At 59.0% G+C, this 19,088-nt stretch carries 13 protein-coding genes; 3 read left to right on the top strand and 10 right to left on the bottom strand.

Annotated elements, in window-relative coordinates; translation table 11 throughout:
• The first annotated feature begins 416 nt into the window (after positions 1–416).
• The 3 genes from PV764_RS18610 to PV764_RS18600 all read left to right on the top strand — a co-directional run bounded on the left by PV764_RS18610 (position 417) and on the right by PV764_RS18600 (position 5,761).
• Positions 417–1,718 carry a tyrosine-type recombinase/integrase gene (locus PV764_RS18610; protein ID WP_012478638.1) on the top strand — a complete coding sequence of 434 codons (1,302 nt, stop codon included), beginning with the start codon at positions 417–419 and terminating at the stop codon, positions 1,716–1,718.
• A 90-nt stretch (positions 1,719–1,808) separates the two neighbouring features.
• Positions 1,809–3,650 (top strand): hypothetical protein, encoded by a 1,842-nt coding sequence (locus PV764_RS18605; RefSeq protein ID WP_421117259.1) that lies wholly within the window; start codon positions 1,809–1,811, stop codon positions 3,648–3,650.
• A 44-nt stretch (positions 3,651–3,694) separates the two neighbouring features.
• The gene (locus tag PV764_RS18600) at positions 3,695–5,761 is read left to right on the top strand and encodes an integrase (protein WP_229302253.1); all 2,067 of its coding nucleotides are present in this window, start codon (positions 3,695–3,697) and stop codon (positions 5,759–5,761) included.
• Here PV764_RS18600 and PV764_RS18595 read toward each other — a convergent pair.
• From PV764_RS18595 to PV764_RS18550, 10 genes are all read right to left on the bottom strand, one after another.
• A complete protein-coding gene (locus PV764_RS18595; protein ID WP_146033496.1) occupies positions 5,724–6,149 on the bottom strand; it encodes a hypothetical protein in 426 nt (141 codons plus the stop codon). The genes PV764_RS18600 and PV764_RS18595 overlap by 38 nt on opposite strands.
• A gap of 244 nt (positions 6,150–6,393) precedes the next feature.
• Complete coding sequence (locus PV764_RS18590) at positions 6,394–7,815, bottom strand: UvrD-helicase domain-containing protein (protein WP_421117258.1); 1,422 nt, start codon at positions 7,813–7,815, stop codon at positions 6,394–6,396.
• Entirely contained in the window at positions 7,805–9,532 is a 1,728-nt protein-coding gene (locus tag PV764_RS18585; protein WP_005414983.1) for an ATP-dependent nuclease, read from the bottom strand. The genes PV764_RS18590 and PV764_RS18585 overlap by 11 nt, the downstream gene beginning before the upstream one ends.
• Before the next feature lie 686 nt (positions 9,533–10,218).
• Entirely contained in the window at positions 10,219–11,553 is a 1,335-nt protein-coding gene (locus PV764_RS18580) for an MFS transporter (protein WP_005414984.1), read from the bottom strand.
• A gap of 165 nt (positions 11,554–11,718) precedes the next feature.
• Positions 11,719–11,958 carry a hypothetical protein gene (locus PV764_RS18575; RefSeq protein ID WP_005414985.1) on the bottom strand — a complete coding sequence of 80 codons (240 nt, stop codon included), beginning with the start codon at positions 11,956–11,958 and terminating at the stop codon, positions 11,719–11,721.
• 39 nt (positions 11,959–11,997) lie between these two features.
• Positions 11,998–12,636, bottom strand: coding sequence for a hypothetical protein (locus PV764_RS18570; protein WP_012478643.1), 639 nt, complete (start codon positions 12,634–12,636; stop codon positions 11,998–12,000).
• A 19-nt stretch (positions 12,637–12,655) separates the two neighbouring features.
• A complete protein-coding gene (locus PV764_RS18565) occupies positions 12,656–13,387 on the bottom strand; it encodes a HupE/UreJ family protein (protein WP_012478644.1) in 732 nt (243 codons plus the stop codon).
• A complete protein-coding gene (locus tag PV764_RS18560) occupies positions 13,384–16,521 on the bottom strand; it encodes an efflux RND transporter permease subunit (RefSeq protein ID WP_012478645.1) in 3,138 nt (1,045 codons plus the stop codon). Before PV764_RS18560 ends, PV764_RS18565 begins: the two co-directional genes overlap by 4 nt.
• Before the next feature lie 9 nt (positions 16,522–16,530).
• A complete protein-coding gene (locus PV764_RS18555) occupies positions 16,531–17,766 on the bottom strand; it encodes an efflux RND transporter periplasmic adaptor subunit (protein WP_005411786.1) in 1,236 nt (411 codons plus the stop codon).
• Positions 17,763–19,013, bottom strand: coding sequence for a TolC family protein (locus tag PV764_RS18550; RefSeq protein WP_012478646.1), 1,251 nt, complete (start codon positions 19,011–19,013; stop codon positions 17,763–17,765). Before PV764_RS18550 ends, PV764_RS18555 begins: the two co-directional genes overlap by 4 nt.
• Positions 19,014–19,088 lie beyond the last annotated feature (75 nt).

Raw genomic sequence — 19,088 nt, 5'->3', positions numbered from 1 at the left:
CCGGCAGCAATTGAATCGGTAGCTCCAGGCGTACCCACTGCCCAGCCAACACGCTTCCCTAAAGAACGCGCAGTAGCAACCGCGGCGTCTCCCGATTGATGATGTCAACTCACTGCCAGCCTTGGGTAGCCATTGACCGCGCGCTACCGATTGCCGCGCCAAGCGGACACCAACATTGGTACTGAAGGAGCAAATCTAGCCTGCGCGACGAACGAACCCACCTCTCTGTTGCGCACTTCCCCCGTACCAGCGAGCAGGTCTTCCTTCACACCGAGCGTACCAGTAGGGTCACGATCACGCGTAAATATATGAATCAATGGAAGTAAAAAGTAGGCATGATTCTCATTTCAGTTGTTAACGTACCGTAAGGCTCACAGCAAAAAAAACTTTCCGTATACCTGATAGCTTTCGGCGCCATGGTCTATGACGTCGAAATATGCACCGCACGTGCAATCGCTTCGGAAGCGACAGGAATCAAGTGTGCGCAAGGCGTACCCTTACCCGAAGGCTTCTGCTTTTTGGTCAGCAGGTCTGATGGAACGATCGTTCAGCCCGCTTTTGAATTCTTTGCAGATGCCCATCTAACGATCGGTCCAAAGCCAAAGCTTGCCTGCAGCAAGAACACAACCGCAGCTATCGCGGCTGACCTCACCGACTTCCATCACTTTCTTGACGCAAGAAAAAAGCTCGTTTCCGACGTAGATGAGGATCTCCTCAGATCCTATGCGGACACCTTGACTGACCTGGACTCTGCGGTGACCTTGGATAAGCTCGCCGCCGCGACTATTCATCGAAGATGGTCGACCGTGACCAAGCTAATCGCATTCTGCGTGAAACGGGGATACCTGAGGAAGGCACCAGCGCTGCTGAGCAAGCAGACGAAGCGAGGAACTGTTCAAGTTCTCGACGTTGGCGTCGACCTTCCCGGGCTGAACGACGCTGACGAACTCATCACTGCGCTCCATCCCGAGACCGTCGTCGGTATTCTTGACGAACTAGGTCCAAACCCTGTGCTCGAGCGAAACGGTCTGGTTGAACTGGCATACGCAACCACGGCGCAGCGATTGATGGCTGAGCTTTGCTATCAAGCAGGACTGAGGCGGGCGGAAGTGTGCGATCTCAAAGCGAAAACCATCCTTCAGGCCCGTACGGAAGGGCGCGATCCTCTCACTGCAGTCGCCATCCCCGTGCTCGGGAAAGGTAACAAGAAGCGCAATGTTCCCGTTCCAGTCTGGCTACTCAACGCGTTGAAGCGCTATGCCAAAGGTGTTCGGCAGCGCCTCGTTGACCTCCGACTGGGATACCACAAGCTCGAGGATCACGGCGTCCTATTCGTCCTCGACGCAAACAACCGCAAGCATGCGGGCAATCCGATAACCCCGCAGATCTTCGACCGGCATTTCGCCCAGGCCAAGGACAGGCTGCTCAAACGGCTCTCCAAAGAGCGTGACCTGGCTCGCTACGAATCCACGCAGCGCGAGCGAATAACCATTCACGCCCTTCGACACACCTTCGCCTTGTACACGTACATGGAGAAGCGCGCAAACGGTGACATGGATGCGATCAAGTATGTTCAGTCGGTACTGGGACACAGTCTCAGGGATACGACTGAGTCCATCTACCTGCGAAGCGCGAACGCATTCGAGAGCGAAACCAGGGAATCGATCAGACTGCACCTTGAAGGTCAACCCTTTATGCGAATCGGCGTCGAGGCCTGACGAGTTGGAGCTCACACGGCTCCACGGCCAGCATACGCACTACTCCTCGCATGTGACCGACTCACCTTATCAAATCAGATTGAACACGGATTGGAGCGTTACGTGGCAGGAAGAAGATCCGCCCAGCTGCGGCACGCCGTAGTAGTTGAGGAAAAGGTAGGCAACACAAAGAAATGGGATGTCCGCGAGAGCGCTGGTCGCCTAGAAGTCGCGTTCAGGCGCGCCGGAGACCTGCGCGACAACATCGTTAATCTCAGCCGGTGGAAGGGCATAGGTGCAGCGGCACCGCTCTTCGCCGAGGCGTTCTGCCGAGCTAACAAGAACAGCAGGGAGACGACTAAATCCTCTTCAGCTAACAACATCGTGAGTGGCCTGGTGCAGTACCTAACCGTAAAAGGGGTAAAGATAAGCGGCCCAGACGACACTCCAATGGATCTCGGCGAGTCCTTTCTAACGTATCTGAAAGGTAGGGATACCACGCACCCGACAGTTCTCTCGGTGGAGACCCAGCGCCACTATTACGGGACCTTCAAGAAGGTCGTTCTTGCGCTGCACGAGATGGATCCACGGTGGAAGGTGATCCGTATTCCGCCAAAGCCGTTCGCAGGACTGCCACGGAAGAGCAAGCCGAAAGAGCTGGACCGTGCGGCTTGGGCCAACGTCATGAAGGCGGCGGTCGAAGAATGCATATCGACAATGGACGAAGTGTGGCCGCTTCTAGATAGGGTTCACAGTGCCCTCGCTCAGAAGAAAAAGGGCGACGCTGTATCGCTAAGCGATCCGGCAGAGGCAATTGCTCAAATATTGGCAAACTTTGACGGTCATCTTCCTCGCCAAGGCGCGGTTCACAAGCTCCCAGGCGTAGGAAAGATCAGCGAAAGCGAGTACTTCCGTCTGAGGAGACTAGCGCACCCGATCGGCGGCGATCTGATCCCATTCTTTCTCGTACTAGCCATGCACTCGGGCTTCAACGAGCAGCCACTTAGAACACTCACCCTGAATGGCATATCGGAGCACTACCCGCTTGGACAAAAGCGAACGGTGATCAAGTCCTCCAAGCGCAGGGCTGGAAGTTCCGCTCAGGGCGCGACACAGCGAGCAGCCTTCCCCGCTAGCGATCACCCGCTAGCGCCTGAAAGATTGATCAGTTTCGTTATTGCTTGGACCAAACGAATCAGAGACTACGCTGCTGGTGAGCTTGCCAATGACTTCTTCCTCCACGCAGTTTCCGAAGGCGGGCGGCACAAGCGCCGAGGAATGCACATCGACTCCTACTCAGCCAGAACCGACGACGTGACCACGCGGGTGACCGGTTACATCACGTTGTTCTGCAAACGAAGGGGGCTTAAGTACTCTGGCTCTCAAGCAAACAGGCTTGCGTTCTCCGAAGCGGTTGATGGGCTGACCGACGGCGACGCCTTCGAGCTCCGAGCAATGCTAGGCCATCGGCTACTGTCAACTGGTCAAGACAGTTACCAGACAACCACGATGCAGCATCGGCAAAAGGAACAGCTGGCAGGAGCCATGACCGCACAGGAGCGCTGGGTGACTTCAAATGGAAAGATCGACACACGCTCCGCCCGAAGTGATCGTGAGCAAACGGCAGCCACGCAGGGCTTCTGCTGTGCAGATCCATTCCAAAGTCCTCAACCAGGGCAGCGCCATGGAAAGCTCTGCACCAGCTATGGTTCCTGTCCTGCATGCCCGCTCGCCGCAGCTGATCCAAACGAAGCCTACGCGCTCGCGCGCTTTCTTCAACTGCAGGAGCTATACGAAGAAGCCAGGGCAGAGCTCGGCAGCGAGATCTGGAGGCGAAAGTTCGAGAATGCCTATCTCGCTCTCCGCGATTCATGGATCCCAGCAGTGAGCACAACTGCGAATCGACAATCAGCGATGATGATCATGCTGACGCCCCTGCCTGGACTTGAATAGTCCGGCTGTACCGCCACTAGCGAATCAATTCTAGAGATATGGCTATGCCCGCAGCAAGAAAGGTCGAAACAGCGCAGGCAGCGACCCTGCATCCTTCCTTCCAAGTTGACTATGACAGTGATGTCTGGACCTTTGCCCAGACCACGGTCGGCCAACAGAAGGAGTTTGTCACAGTTGACTGGGCAATCCCTGTGGCACGCGGAGAGTTGCTCACGGACTACAAGCACAGAGGACTGCTCTCTGAGCTGAAGTGCTACCTCAAGACCGCCATCATTGAGGACACCGTACGTATGACGGTTGGGTCTATCCCTGGCACTTACATGGGCATGAGGGAGCTGGTGAAGTTCATGGGAGAGCGGGAGATCCACTCCCTCTTCGATATCACCACGGCGATGAGCTGGGACTACGTCGAAGGTCTCGAAGAGCAGTACATGACGGCCCGAAGTGATGCCGGTCGAGACAGGGCGTGGACGCATGCGACCGCCTACAAACTCATCCATCCACTTACACAGATCTACGAAATCGCGGACAGCTTGCGCGCCAGAGGCGGACAAGCACCGTGCGAAGCGCCGTTTGACGGAAGAAAGACCTACGACGTCGTGACAGAGCCGCTCGGGCTTGCTCGAACGGGTGGATTGATGCCTGTCCCGGACGAGATCTCGGTACCGATTCTTTCCTACGCATGTGAATGGATTGAGTACGGCTCGGAGGATGTGATCAGACTTCAGGCTGAGGTCATCCCGATGCTGATCGACGCAAGAAGTGCTACGGGACCGAGACGAATCGCCTGCTTTCGTCAGATCAAACGGCACATCGAGGAGTTCCAGATGAGCCCGATCCCAGGGACACTGACACCCTGGCATGAGCCATTGGCCACCATAGATCGGATTGATGACGCTGGTGACGAGCGCGAGATTAGCGGAACTCAGGGCCTGAGACGCCTAATACTAATGACTCAAAGCGCATGCAGTGTCTTGCTGCAGGGATGCACCGGGATTCGAGCTCATGAGCTGATTGGCCTCTCCCTGGACCACGATCCGACGCTACAGCACGGTGTGGTCAAGTCAGTGACGTCGCTAGACGGACTAATGGAGGTGTTCTCCATCTGTGGCATTTCCGCCAAAAGGGAAGCGACTCGCCATGAGTGGACTGCCGGACTGCGCCCGTTGGGCACGAATCACCTGCCGATCGTGCTGAAATCCGTCGAGGTGCTGGTGCGGCTAATGGAGCCTTGGCGAGCACTATCGGGCACTAAGTCACTGATGCTCAGCTTCTCCCACGCCAAGTCCCTTCCATCGGGTCCCGATGGAATCGGCCGAATGACAGCATCCAGAAATTCTCTGCTGCAACGTGAGTTTGCCGTCGAAGCCCTCACGAAGAAGCGTGGCATCGAAACGACGCAAGCTGTTTACGAGGTGAGGTACCTACGCCCGCAGCGATGGAGGATCACCTTTGCGCACTATGTGTTCCGATCCAAGCCGGAACTAATGCCAGCGCTACGGACGCACTTCCGTCACATGAGCGAGCAGATCACGGATCAAGGGTACATTGGAAACGATGCGGCTCTGCTCGAGAACTTGGAAGGAGAGAGAGTCATGGAGACCTCTCGGTTCCTAGTTCAAATCACCCTCGGCAGGCCGATCGGAGGTGGACCGGCGCAGCGTCTTCTCATGCAGCATGCCGAATCAATGACCGAGGCACTGTCCAAGATGGACGGAGAGACGCCGATCGATAAGGCCGTGGCATACGTGAAACTCACCGACCTGCGGATATGGACAGGGACCTACGCAAGTTGCCTGATTGATATGTTGCCTGACCGTTCCAGCTGCAACCCACAAGCAAGCCTCCTCACTGTCCGCGCCTCGCCGAACTTCGGCCTACGGTCGCCCGGCCTGTGCGCGGGGTGCAAGTGCTGCATCATCCTGCCAGAGCATAAGGACTTTTGGGAGGATCGCCTCCTGAAAAATCAGGCCATTGTCCAGATGGAGCGGACCAACTCTAGGGATCAGTATTCCAAGATTGCTATGAGCCGTGTTGTTCAGAGTCGAGCAGTGCTGAGGATGATATCCAACGCTACCGGGGACGCTTCCGATCGTTCCGGCGAAAGTTGACGACATTTGCTCCATCGTCTCTCTTGGTACTCTGCTTCTGAAGCCGGGACACTGCGAGTTGGAGAGATGCGTTGTGGATGTTGGTCTTGTAAAGCAGAGCCTTCAACCTTGCGTTCTCAGCCTTAACCCTGGCGAGCTCTTCAGCTACTGAGCCTCGCCTCTCCTCCTCAGCCAGCTCCTGAATTCTAAGCCAGACGTGCCCAAGTCGAGCGTGCCTTGATCCAAAGCTCCCTCTATTTACTCCTGCCTCTGCCGCGACCGCGGTAGGCGTGATGATCCGATGACCTGCGGCCATCTTTGCCTTCAGCAGTTCATTGGTCGGGCGTCGCTTCACCAGGCGGTCAAGAGCGGCCAATGCCTTATCCTCTACTGAGTTGGGTCTGCTCATTCTGCTGTCCGCTGACGCATCATTGGTAAGCAGATAGCCTACGCCACCTTCGCCGCCCAATCATCTAGGTGGGACAAGGAGAACCTTGAAATCAATCCTGATGCAGTCGCTGCCCGGCGAGACCCACGTTCTTCAGACCCAGATGTTCAGCAACGACTTTGGGACAAGGTCCATTGTGACCATTGCAATGATGAAGCGCCGCAAAGCTTCGTGCCTGATAGGGCGCAGAATGGTTAGGTTGAGGCTATGGGGTCGGGGTCAGCGTTGGGGTACTGGAGCAGATCACCAGCCCTTTCGCACCACGCGTGAGGGCTACATAGAGGTTCTGCACGCTCATGCTCTCCGGATAGAGGACCACGGCAATGTCTGCCTCGAGACCTTTCAGAAGGAGAGTGCTGCCGACTGCTCTGCGCGCAATGGGGCGGCTGAGGTGACGATTTCGCTCGCGGGCATGAAGTGCGGCTCCTAATAGATCTTGCTCTCCGTTGATAACGCTTCGCATGGCTGATCGACAGCAGTGCAGAATCTCGGGCCGATAGACCCGAGTGCCTGTCTGTTCGGCCAAAGCGTCCACCAGCCGCAAGGCGCGCGTCATGGTCCGCTCGGACTCAAAGGCGACTGCCTCAGCTTCTACAGGAGTTGGAGGTGTCCTGGCTCTCCCTCTACGAATGGTACCGACACGCGTCACTAGATTCGCCGTGCCGACGCCCGTCATCATGAGAGCGGAGAAGGTGGCCAAGTCTTGCAGCGCACTAGGAGCCTGAAGATTGAATTGCCTGGCGAAGTTGACGAGGTCTCGCATGTCCACGGCTTCTACCGCCATTGCCCCAGGCGTTTGGCTGGTGAGTTGGTGGCGGCCTTGAACATTCATGGACTCGCCAATTACCAGAACCGTTCCTTGGCTACCAGGCGCATTGGTCCGTGCCGCAGTCAATCTTTGCTGCACTTCACTACCGGCAACCAGCTGGATCCAACGAACGGATGACGGAGCCGTAGTTAGATCAATGGGTAAGCCGGCCGTAAGAGCATGCCTTTGGGATAGCAGCCACTGGCCCAGCTCTTCATTACCTGCAATTTGCCAGCGCCAAGGGGTTCGAAGGCTACCCGCTGCTGGGAAGGACGATTGAACGTCTTGTTCCCAGTGAACCAGCCGATTTCCGCCAAATCCGAAGATGGCCTGCAGAGGGTCACCGAGGACGCACGTGGGCAAAAGCGCAGCGAGGGTGGACACGATGGAGTGCTGAACGGTGCTGCAATCCTGATACTCGTCAACCAAAAGCCGGGCGTAAGTGGCTGCGATGGGTGCAGCGATATGCCCCGAGTCCAAGAGTTGCCGGAATGATTCACGGATCGCGGGGTAGTCGCTACCCGCGTTGTTGAGCTCCAAGAGTTGGGGATGATGGCCACTGCGCGCCGGGAACTTGGCGATGAGACGCATAGCGAATCCATCAATCGTCGACAGCCGATAGGCAGAGCTGGGCCCCCCCGCGCGTTTCAAGCGTGTCCTCAACGCGGTGACGCCAGCATTTGTGTGAGTCAGAACAAGGATCGGTCTGTTCCCAGAGTGGGATGCCAGCGCCTCGGCAATCAGCTGGGTTTTGCCGCATCCTGCTGGGGCGGTGATCGATCCGCGTTGGATAGCTAGCAGATCGATTTCAGGCAGCACGGGTAAAGGCCCAGAGTTGGTCTACTACTGCCTTGAAGCTAGCGTCCGCGTTTGCGTAGCCCCGAGAGACGATATCCAGGACGATTGACTGGTAAGTCGTAAGCGACTTGAACCAGCTATTCTTTTTGATACGGGAGACTTCGCCAAGCAGTACGCGAATATCAGGCGGATAGGGTGAATTCGGCCTCAGCGCTTCGATGGACGCCAAAGTTGTTAGACCGTTCGATTTGGCAACCAGCTGTTGGTTCATAAGATCTTCGCCAACACGCTCTTTAGCCTTCAGGAGCAGGGCATCAATCGATGTGTCAGGAAGGCAGAGGAACAGCTCGTCCTCCAACGTCATTCCTGCCCGCCAAGTCACGAGGCTGCCGCCTGATTGAAGATATGCTTCTGCAACACCTGGAGCGGCAGGTTTGTCAGCGTCTATGAAGACGAGGACTCGGTAACCCAGATCCATAAGCGCAGTCGCTCGGGCAAAAGCGTTGTCCGGAGTGCCTCCGCCTGCATTGACGTATGCACCACCTAAAGCCAAGAAAGAGGATTCTTTGCTGGCTACCCCCCATAGATCGAGGCCACGCACAAACCCTACCTCGCTTGCTCCCTCGCACACAATCACAGACTTCGCCAGAAAGGCCTCCGGGTCAGTGCGCAGCGTGCTTTGAATCTCGTCGGTCGAGCCAGCGGAAATGACGACATGGCCAGCCGGTCGTGGCCGAACTACAAGCAGCTGCTCACCTGAAAGCTCACGAAGTGCCACAGGGGAGTGTGTTGTGAGAAACGCTTGGAGAGGCGGCGGCGTCTCCTTGGCTCCCAAGGAATCCAGCAGCCGCATGAGCCGATGGGGCTCTAACCCATATTCCACCTCATCCACCAAGGCAATCGGCGCTGACTCCGCCGCGGCCCGTTGAAGTCCCGTCACCAAGAGTCGAGAAGAACCCGTACCAAGGGACCGAAGGGGGATGCCTGCCTCGCTGTGAAGCGCGATGGCGCCTTCGCCGATGGAGACGGAGTGCGAGTCGAGTAAGGCCTGCGGCATCGATCCGACGTCAACTCCAAGGCTCTGGGCAGTTGTCCGGACGATTCCGAGTGTCTGACTCAGGTGGGGCGATGCTTGAGCGCCAAAGTTGGCGCGCGCCTGACGCGCTGCTAGAGCGAGCTGGGCTCCCAATTCTGCGCGCTCGTCTGTTAGCCGGTTGAGCACCGACCCGCGGCTCCAAGATAAGTTGGAGCTTGTAAAGCTGCCGATGCGTGCCGGAGCTAACACGATGCGTTCTTTCCAAGGCAGGCTTCGTTCCAAGCCTTGTTGAAGCGACCTATCGGAGATCAGCGTCCAGCTGGGCTCAAGGTCCGCCCCGACTTGAAGCAGCAGCGTAAGCACTGTCTCCAACCCCGCGGCGGGTTCGTCTTCTAGGGTGTCAAATACCGAATCGAATCCTCGCAAGAAGTCGCCATAGACATCAATGTCCATCAGCGATGCCGGCAGTTCCCCGAATGTCACGGCAATACGAATGGGCTCTGAGACATCGAGGTCAAAAAAGTCCATGTCGCCGAAGGAAATGCTTCGTCGAGCACCCAAGCACAGGTCGATGGCATCGAGGATGGTGGACTTGCCACTATCGCCAGGACCGATCAAACAGTTGATGCCCGGGGCGGGCGACCAGTCGAGCGCCTTGATGGATCGAAAGTTCCGAATGGCCAAATGGCGAATTCGAGGCATGGGGCGTCCTGTAAGAGGCTTGGTCAACGGTCCGTGTAGGACGCAGACTGACACCAACTCCTACTACGCCCCTGAGGCAATCCTAGCCCTAAAGCGTTCTGCCAGTCATTGGCTCATTGGTGGAACTTGGCGCCACGCCGAGCTGCTTCGCGAACTTCCCTAACCTGTAACGCGGCAACACTGAGAGAGCGGTTCCAGGTCGCTTCTTCCGTGGTCACCTGCCCGCTTGCAGGCGACGGAGGTCCGTTCATCGCCAACAGCGGACTTCCCTGAGCGAAGGAAATTGGTTCGCGAAGCTGAATAGGCTTGAGCTGGTGTCCGCCCGGCGCGCGGCGGTGCTAGGATTCGGCCATGGACATCGGTCGGACAACCTTAACCGTCGGCGTCGCCATAGTCGCGGTTTCTTGCGGCGGGTCCCAGGGGCGCTGGACTGCCTTTGTCTATCCGCCCGGCGCGTCCACTCAGGAAGTCCGTCACGCTGTTTATGGCGATTACGACACCTTCGAGCATTGCCAGGCGGCTGCAATAGCCGCCCTGAGAAATAGCCCTCCACTGCCAGGGGCGCAGGAAGTGGGATCTTACGAATGTGGGCGCGCGTGTCGATATGACGTCGACATGGACTTGTACGTCTGCGACCAAACTCGCAAGTAGGTAGCTCCGTGCTCGCCGCCCGCCTGGCGCCTTGGTCAGCCTGGCCAGCGTGTGTGAAGTTGATCGATGACAAACCGGTGACGGTGCGTGCCATCCACGTCTCGGTGTGCCAAGAGGTGCGGGTCGTCCTCAGCAAGATGTTCGTGCTTATGCGCTATCTCCTCTGGATCGTGCGCCGGCCATCTGCGCCACGCGGCGACCAAACCGAGTGTGGCCAGAATCCCCAAGGCGGCCAAGGCAACATGCAAGCCGTAGCGCGCACCAACCCACCCGGCGAGTGGATAGGCGATCAACCAGCAAACATGCGATAGGGAAAATTGGGCAGCGAAGAGGAATGGTAGATCGGCGGACTCAGCCGAACGCCGCAGCAGCCGCCCGCCGGGGGTAACCAAGCCGGCATACGCCATGCCCAGCAGCGTCCAGGCCGGAATGACCGCCGTCCACCCGGGATGTCCCTTCAGGGCAAACCAGACGCCAAGGAAGGTAACCAGGACAACTGACATGAACAGTCCTGCAGCCAACATTACTGTCCGGTCCGAAATGCGGTCGAGAACCTTCGGAAGAAGAAGTGCGACCAGCATGGACCCGCCTCCGAAGGCCGCCAGCGCCCATGCAACCTGCTCCTCCGCCCCGCCCAGAACGGTGCGGACCATAACCACCGTATTGACGAACACCATCGCGCCGCCGGCTGCGGCGCAGAGGTTCAACGCGAGCAGGCCCTGCAATCGCGGTGTGCGGAGGTAGATTCGCATTCCACGGATGGCTCGGGCATAGGGACCGTCCTTGGAAGAGACCGCAGCGAGGGCCGGGAAGGTGGTGGACGCGACGAGCAGCGCCGAGAGGATGAAACCTACCGAGGTACCAGCGAACAGCCCGTGGAAGCTAATGATCGTCAGCAGTGCGGCAGCAAGCGCCGGGCTCAGCAGGCTTTCAAGGTCATATGCCAATCGGGAAAGTGAGAGCGCACGGGTGTAATCACGCTCTTCTTGAAGAATTTCGGGGATGGTGGATTGAAACAGCGGCGTGAAACATGCCGATGCCGACTGCAGCACAGCGATGAGGACATACACCTGCCAGATCTCGGTGACGAAGGGCAGGCAGACCGCCACAACCGCACGAACCAGATCGAGTGCGATCAGCACCCGCTTGCGCAGCCGTGCAGGGACCAACGCTCCTGAAACGGGCGCCAAGGTCACGTACACGACCATCTTGATCGCCAGCGCGGTGCCCAACACCGCTCCGGCCTGGCTGCCAGCGAGGTCGTAGGCCAGGAGGGCAAGGGCGACAGTCGCCAAGCCGGTTCCGACCAGGGCGACTATCTGGGCACCAAACAGGCGCCGAAACGCCGGGTGACTCAGTACTTCGAGCATGGGATTGTCCTGGTAGCAACGTTCTGACGGCACCAACCCGTGTGCGCCCTTTTGCCCGGATTCAGGGCAGAGGCGGCAGACAGGCGGAGTGTACGCCCACCACTGTTCGGGTCGAGGTGACGACCCCGCCGGAATGGCAGGGTCGTTGGCTAAATCCGAGTGGATTTACTTCTTCTTCGGAGCTGCCTGTGCGTCGCAACGTTCCTTCAGCGCCTTGGTCTGGGCATCCTTGAGGTCCACCTTGTACTTCGAACGGTCGGCAAGCTGTTCGCAAGTCGTCGGCTTGGCCTTGGGAGCAGCCGGGGGAGCCGGATCGGCATGGAGGGCAGGATCATGAGCGGATGCCGTGGTGAAAAGGGACATGCTGAAAAGCAGGCCGGCAATTACTGCGCTATGAGTTTTCATGTTGTTTCTCCTCGGGTTGGGTCGGCGAAGTGCCGGGTGTTACGGCTGATAGATGTCGGCTTGGTAGCCCACAAGTTCGATGCTCACGGTCACCGGCGTGTCGCTTCGGTTCTGCCAGTACCACCCATGAGTTCCTTCAAATGGCGCGACGAAGGTGCCGTGCGCCTCCCGCTGCGCAGCTTCGACGGCGTAGCTGGTCCATGCACCCTTCACGTCGGGCCGCTCACCATGCATATCGACTGCTACATCACCGGTCGCCTTCCAGCTGAACAGAATTCCCGCGCCAGCAGCCATGTGGGATTTGACCTCTTTGCCTTTCCCCGGCTCCAGCGTGATCGTCATCGCGTCCTGGCGAAGCTCACCGTTGGTGAGCGATACCGCGGCTGGATCAAGCGATTGCCCCTTGTTCGCCCCGAACGCAGCCGCAGCCTTTTCCGCCAAGGTGGTCGCTGCGTCCGATGCTGTCGAGGACGTCGGCGTAGCCGGGTCTGCGGCGGTGCTTCCGCCGTCTGCCAGGGCAGTCAGGCCCAGCGCTCGGCCGATCCCGGTGGGATCAATGCCGTACTCCGCCGGCAGAACGGCCGTAACGAGAAGCGCGCCGGCAATGGCGGCAGCGACAAGGGTCGACTTCAGCAGGCGGCCAGTCGTGGGAAGTGGTTGATTGATAGTGATTGACATGATGGGTCTCGGTCAGAAATCAGGAAGCGAAGTAGCCGGTGAGCTGCATGCCGATGAGCACGAAGCCGGCCGTCATCAAGATGGTGTTCACGCCGTAGGCCTGGCGGTTGAAGGAAGGCAGCCGACGCCAGAAGCCCATCACGATCAAGATGCCGGCAAGCGCCAGAAGTTGGCCGAGCTCAACGCCCACGTTGAACGCAAGCATGTTGGGGACCAGCCCGTCCGGCGATAGCGAGAAGTCCTGAAGCTTCGTGGCCAGGCCGAAGCCGTGGAAGAAGCCGAAGACAAGGACTGCAATCTTGGTGTTGGGTTGCACGCCGAACCACCGCTTGAACGCGCCCATGTTGTCCAAGGCCTTGTAGACCACCGAGAGACCGATGATCGCGTCGACCAGATAGGCGTCGACATGAAAGCCGCCGAGCACGCCGAGCAGCAGCGTCGTGCTGTGGCCAATGGCGAACAAGGTGACGTAGATGCTCACGTCCCGCATGCGGTATAGGAAGAAGATCACCCCGAACAGAAATAGAAGGTGGTCGTATCCAGTCACCATGTGCTTGGCGCCAAGGTAGGTAAACGCGATCAGTTGCCTACCGGTGCTTTCTTCAAGGAAGGCCTGGTCTCCCTCGCTTACACCGTGCGCGAACGCCGCAAACGGCAGGAGGACTGCGGCAAGCATCGAAAGCCAAGCAAAGAGCTTGTTGGAAGAAGTCAAAGACAAGTTCCTTGTGCAGAAAGGGGACGGGTGGTTCATGAGGAGCGACTTTCCAGAACAGAATCTTCGCGGTGAACCAATCGATACAGCGCCGGCAGCACGAGAAGTGTCAGCAGCGTTGAAGAGATGATTCCGCCGATAACAACAGTGGCGAGCGGACGCTGAACTTCCGCGCCAGCACCGACGTTCAGGGCCATAGGAAGGAAGCCCAGACTCGCCACCAAGGCCGTCATCAGGACTGGCCGGAGGCGGGTAAGAGCACCTTCGGTGACAGCCTTGTGCAGGGGGACGCCTTCTTCCCGCAGGTTCTTGATGAAGCTGATCATTACCAGGCCATTGAGCACGGCAACGCCCGAAAGAGCGATGAAGCCCACACCTGCGGAGATGGACATGGGAATGTCGCGCAGCCACAGCGCCACCACGCCCCCGGTCAGTGCAAGCGGCACGCCACTGAATACGATCGCAGCGTCCTTCCCTGAGCCGAATGCCATGAACAACAATCCGAAGATCATCACCAGAACCACTGGCACGACGACGGACAGCCGCTTGCTTGCCGAGATCAACTGCTCAAACGTGCCGCCGTACTCGATCCAGTACCCTTCCGGCAGCTGGACCTCCTGTCCGACCTTGGTGCGCAACTCCTCGACAAAGGACCCTAAGTCGCGCCCGCGCACATTGCTTGTGATCACCACCCTGCGTTTACCATTCTCACGGCTGATCTGGTTCGGACCAGGCGCGATCTCGACCTTGGCCAACTGGCCCAGCGGCACGAAGCTGCGCTCTTGGCCTGTGCTCACCCCGGGCGCGACGGCCACAGGTAGTGACGCCAGTGTCCGGACGTCCTGGCGAAGGTTCTCCGACAGACGAACCACGATATCGAAGCGCCGATCGCCTTCGAACACCTGGCCGACCGATTCACCTCCCAGCGCCACCGAGATGGTCTTCTGCACGTCGTCAATGGCTACGCCGTATCGTGCAAGTGCATCCAGGTCCGGCGTGATCGTCATCAATGGCAGACCGGTGATCTGCTCAAGTTTCACGTCGGCCGCTCCCTGGATCTCACTGGCAACGTTCTCTACCTGGCTGCCGATGGTTGCCAGTTGCTCCAGGTCGTCGCCGTACAGCTTGACAGCAACCTCAGCCCGAACGCCCGCAATGAGCTCGTTCATCCGCATCTGCACCGGCTGGGTGAACTCATAGTTGTTGCCAGGAATGGCGCGAACCACTTTCTCGAGCTCGGCAACAAGCTGTGCCTTCGGCTTGCGCGGATCAGGCCATTGGTCCCGATCTTTGAGCATGATGAAGGTGTCGGCTACGGAGGGGGGCATGGGATCGGTGGCCACCTCGGCAGTGCCGATCTTTGCGACGACTTCATCTACCTCGGGGAACTGTTTGATCGCCGCTTCCAGCTGACGTTGCATGCCGATCGCCTGGGTCAAGCTGGTCCCTGGAATTCGAAGCGCATGCAAGGCGATATCGCCCTCATCCAGGTTCGGAATGAACTCGGTGCCGAGGCGACTTGCAAGCAGGCCCGCCAGGACGGTGAGCACCGCAGCAGAGGCCACCACTACCTTGCGTGCATTGACGGCACGCTCAAGCATCGGGCCATACACGTTGGTGACTCGGCGCATGGCTTTGGTTTCCTTCTCCGAAACCTTTCCCGTTACGAACTGAGCCACAGCGGCAGGTACGAATGTCAAGGACAGTGCCATGGCACCGGTAAGCGCGATGACCACGGTAAGCGCCATCGGGTGGAACATCTTCCCTTCCACGCCGGAGAGGGCAAAGATCGGGATGTAGACCGCCGCGATGATGAAAAGGCCGAACAGGCTTGGCTTGATCACCTCTGCACTGGCACTTGCCGCCAAGGAAAATCGTTCTTCCCGAGTCAACAAACGGCCCTGAAGGTGTTGCCGCTCGCCAAAGCGACGCAGGCAGTTCTCTACGATGATGACTGCCCCATCGACGATCAAGCCAAAATCCAGTGCGCCCAGGCTCATCAGATTCGCAGAGACGCGATTCTGGACCATGCCTGTGATCGTCAGCAGCATCGTCAATGGAATGACCGCCGCAGTGATCAGTGCCGCACGAAGATTGCCCAAAAGCAGGAAGAGCACCGCGATGACGAGCAAGGCGCCTTCGAGGAGGTTCTTCTTCACCGTCTCGATGGTCCGATCCACCAGTTCGGTTCTGTCATACACAGGATGCGCCCGAACGCCGTCAGGCAGCGTAGCGTCGATGTCCTTGAGCTTGGCCGCGGTTCGCTGAGCCACGTCCCGGCTGTTTTCGCCGATGAGCATGAACGCCGTACCAAGGACCACTTCGTTGCCATCCTTGGTTGCCGCGCCTGTACGAAGTTCGGTGCCTTCTACAACTTCTGCCAGATCGCCAACACGCAATGGCATGCCATCACGGTTAGCCACTACGATCTTGCGCAAACCCGCCATGTCGGCCACTTGGCCCGGCACGCGTACCAAGTACTGCTCACCGCTTTTCTCGATGTAGCCGGCACCCACGTTAGTGTTGCTGCGGGCCACGGCTTCGAGCACATCCTGCAGCGTCAGTCCGTATGCTTGGAGCTTCTTCGGGTCCGGCGTGATGTGAAACTGGCGAACATAGCCTCCGACGGTGTTGACCTCGGTTACGCCTTTCAAGTGGCGCATCTGCGGTCGGATCACCCAGTCCTGCAGCGTACGAAGCGCCATTGGTGTCCACGTCTCTTCAGCACCGGACTCCGCTTCCACGGTGTACATGAAGATCTCACCCAGGCCCGTCGCTACCGGTCCAAGGCTTGGCTTTAGTCCCACGGGCAATTGGGATCCCGCTTGCTGAAGTCTCTCTGCGACCTGCTGACGGGCGAAGTAGATATCTGTGCCATCTTCAAACACGACCGTGACCTGAGACAGGCCGTAGCGTGAGATGGAACGGGTGTATTCCAGCTTTGCCAACCCGGCCAACGCTGTTTCGACCGGGAAGGTGACCCGTTGCTCGGCCTCCAGCGGTGAGTAGCCCGGAGCTTCGGTGTTGATCTGCACCTGGACATTGGTAATGTCAGGAACGGCGTCGATGGGAAGCTTGCTGTAGTTCCAGATCCCAAGGCCTGAGAGGGCCAGGACCAGAAGGAGCACAAGCCATCTGTGCGCGATAGACGCGCGAATGATTCGCTCTAGCATGGTGCGTCCTTAGTGGTCGTGGCTTGCGCCGGACTTTTCGATGTCGGCACGAATCAGGTAGCTCTGCTCGGAAACGTACCGGGTTCCCGGCTTAAGCCCTTTCAGTACCTCCACGCGATCGCCATCGCGCCTACCCAGTTCAAGCATCCGCACCTCATAGCTGTTGCCCACTTGGGCGAATACCACGGTGAAGTCCCGAAAACGCTGCAGGCCCGATTCCTTTACTGTTAATGGAACCTCCGTTTCCGCGATGACGACTTCGGCGGATACGGCCATTCCTGGTCGCCACCTGCCCTCGCTGTTGGTAAGGGCCACACGTGCCACCACGGTCTGGCCAGCGCTGGCCAACGGAAGGATGCCCTGCAGCTTTCCCGTTGCTTCCAAACCGCCTGTTGCCGAGCGAATGGTCACCATCTGGCCTGGCGACAGTCGCTCGGCATCGCTTCCCAGCGCACGCAGGTCCACCCAGACCTCCGAAAGGTCGGCAATTTCAAACAGCGTGTTGTCGGCAGCGACATCGCCTACCGACGTGCTGCGCGCGAGTACGACTCCACTGAAAGGTGCCGTGACGGAGTAGGTCCGCATGCTGTCATTGCCCTCGACTGTGGCCAACGTCTGACCAGCCGAGACGCGTTGTCCCATCTCGACCGCCACACTGCGGACCACGCCAGGGAAGCGTGCCTTGACCGCAGCAAATCGGCCGGTGTCGACCGCGACGTTGCCCATGAGGGAAACGGTGTCCCGGATGGTCCCCGGTTCGGCGGACTCGACCACGACACCTGCGTCGGCAGCGGCTTTCGGATCTATCGTGGTGCGCCCTTCATAGGAGGCGTAAGACCAGGCGTAGTTCTTTCCACCCACCACCGCATCGGCTTTGACATCAAAGGAATGCGGCTCGACCACCTCCCCGCTGCCGACCAGGTAGTCCTTCTCTGGAATAAAGCTGAAGTTGTTGACTTCGCCGTCCAGACGCTTGAGTTGTATCGTCGCTTTGACTTCTCCAGGTGCCAGCGGTTTGTCGTTGCGATAGGCATACAGCCGGAAATGAGGCGGGGTATTGGTTTCGTAAACAGTTACTTCAAGGGCGAAGTCGCCGTCGCGAAGCATGCGACCGCGATGCGGCCCTCGCTCATAGTCGCCTGCGGTCGCAGCAGTGTCCTCTGGCTTTGCTCGTTGCGACGATTCGTTGCCACCGCACGCAGCCAGGGCAATTGGAAGCAGGATCAGGAATACGTATCGGTTCATGGGCGAATGTCCAAGGCAGAAGCGGTGAGGCGGTCGGCCTCGACCAGGAGACGGAGATAGCGCGCGGCGGCTTCGACTTCCCGTTCGCGAAGATCGAAGAGCCTTTGCTGAGCCTGGCTGAGTACCAGGAAGGAGAAGCGTCCTTCCTCAAAGCCCCTGCGGCTCTGATCAAAGGCCTGCTGGGCCTTTGGCAACTGACGCTGGCGCACTGACTCCACTTCCGATTGCGCTTGCTTGAGCTGTTGGTAGATGCCAAACAGCTCCTGACGCATTTCCAGCATCTGCGCCTGGCGCCGGTATTTGAGAGAGGTGAGTTCGTAGTCCGCTTCAGCCACGGAGAAGTCCGATCGCCGACGGCTCCCCAACGGGACGGAGACGGACATCACCAGGCCGCTGTCCTTGGTGGCTTCCAGTCGGCGGATGCCGAGGCCAACGCTGACATCCGGCTTGGCGCTAGCGCGGGCGATCTCCCTCCTTGCATCTATAACTCCGGCTTGAGCGTCCAAGGCGCGCTGTTGTGGTGTCGTGGCGAGGCGCCGGCTCAGATCATCAAAATCATCCAGAGGGGGAAGGACCGCGGTATCCCCTGCAACCGAGCCGAAATCCGGACTTGGCGCCCCCCACGTGGCAGCCAGCGACATTCGCGCGCTTTCCAGAGCCTGCAATGCCTGCTCCCGCTTCAGCTCGGCATCGAGCAGGGCGATCTCGGCGGATCTCAGGTCCGAGTCGGGATTGCGGGCGGCCGCGACCCAACGGGCCACTTCACGGCGCATGGCGCTGGCCATTTTGATGCGCTCTTCGGCGTGCTCGACATGCTCCTGGGCGGCCAGCACGTCGACGAAACGCCCTGCGGCCAAAGTTGCGATAGCGATACGGGTGACGTCCGCTTCGCTTCGGGCAGCGTCCACCTCGGCGCCGCCGAGCGCTTGGCGCGCAGCCCGCTTCCCACCCAGTTCTAGAACCTTGGAGATGCGGAAGGTGGATTCGGCGGCGTCTAGGCCGCTCAGGCCGCCTGAGCCAGCCACGTTTTCAAGCTCGCCGCCCAGCACGAGCGGCGTAGGCAATGCCTCCCGGCCCGCCCGGCTTCTGACAGCTTCCAGTCGAGCGGTGTCTGCCTGGACGCTGGGATGGGTGCCGAGGGCGCGGGCGACCACATCCTCCAAGCGCAGCACTTCAGCGGCATGGCCAGGCACGGCCACACCGTAGGCGCCGGCTATGGCGAGCGCCCACAAACTACGTAATTTCACGGAAAATCTCCGACGATGGTCATGACGACGCGCTGCCGGCCAACATTGGGTGGACAGCGCGCTCAGGCCGCTACA

It is taken from the genome of Stenotrophomonas sp. AS1, assembly GCF_048957655.1.
In the GTDB taxonomy this organism is placed as follows: Bacteria; Pseudomonadota; Gammaproteobacteria; order Xanthomonadales; family Xanthomonadaceae; genus Stenotrophomonas; species Stenotrophomonas bentonitica_A.
Note: the sequence above shows the minus strand (reverse complement) of the source record. Positions and strands in the feature narration are given on the sequence as shown.

Coding starts and splice junctions, on each gene's coding strand:
- PV764_RS18600 (WP_229302253.1), top strand. CDS start 3,695: ATGCCCGCAGCAAGAAAGGTCGAAACAGCGCAGGCAGCGACCCTGCAT.
- PV764_RS18595 (WP_146033496.1), bottom strand. CDS start 6,149: ATGAGCAGACCCAACTCAGTAGAGGATAAGGCATTGGCCGCTCTTGAC.
- PV764_RS18560 (WP_012478645.1), bottom strand. CDS start 16,521: ATGCTAGAGCGAATCATTCGCGCGTCTATCGCGCACAGATGGCTTGTG.
- PV764_RS18555 (WP_005411786.1), bottom strand. CDS start 17,766: ATGAACCGATACGTATTCCTGATCCTGCTTCCAATTGCCCTGGCTGCG.
- PV764_RS18570 (WP_012478643.1), bottom strand. CDS start 12,636: ATGTCAATCACTATCAATCAACCACTTCCCACGACTGGCCGCCTGCTG.
- PV764_RS18610 (WP_012478638.1), top strand. CDS start 417: ATGGTCTATGACGTCGAAATATGCACCGCACGTGCAATCGCTTCGGAA.
- PV764_RS18565 (WP_012478644.1), bottom strand. CDS start 13,387: ATGAACCACCCGTCCCCTTTCTGCACAAGGAACTTGTCTTTGACTTCT.
- PV764_RS18585 (WP_005414983.1), bottom strand. CDS start 9,532: ATGCCTCGAATTCGCCATTTGGCCATTCGGAACTTTCGATCCATCAAG.
- PV764_RS18580 (WP_005414984.1), bottom strand. CDS start 11,553: ATGCTCGAAGTACTGAGTCACCCGGCGTTTCGGCGCCTGTTTGGTGCC.
- PV764_RS18575 (WP_005414985.1), bottom strand. CDS start 11,958: ATGAAAACTCATAGCGCAGTAATTGCCGGCCTGCTTTTCAGCATGTCC.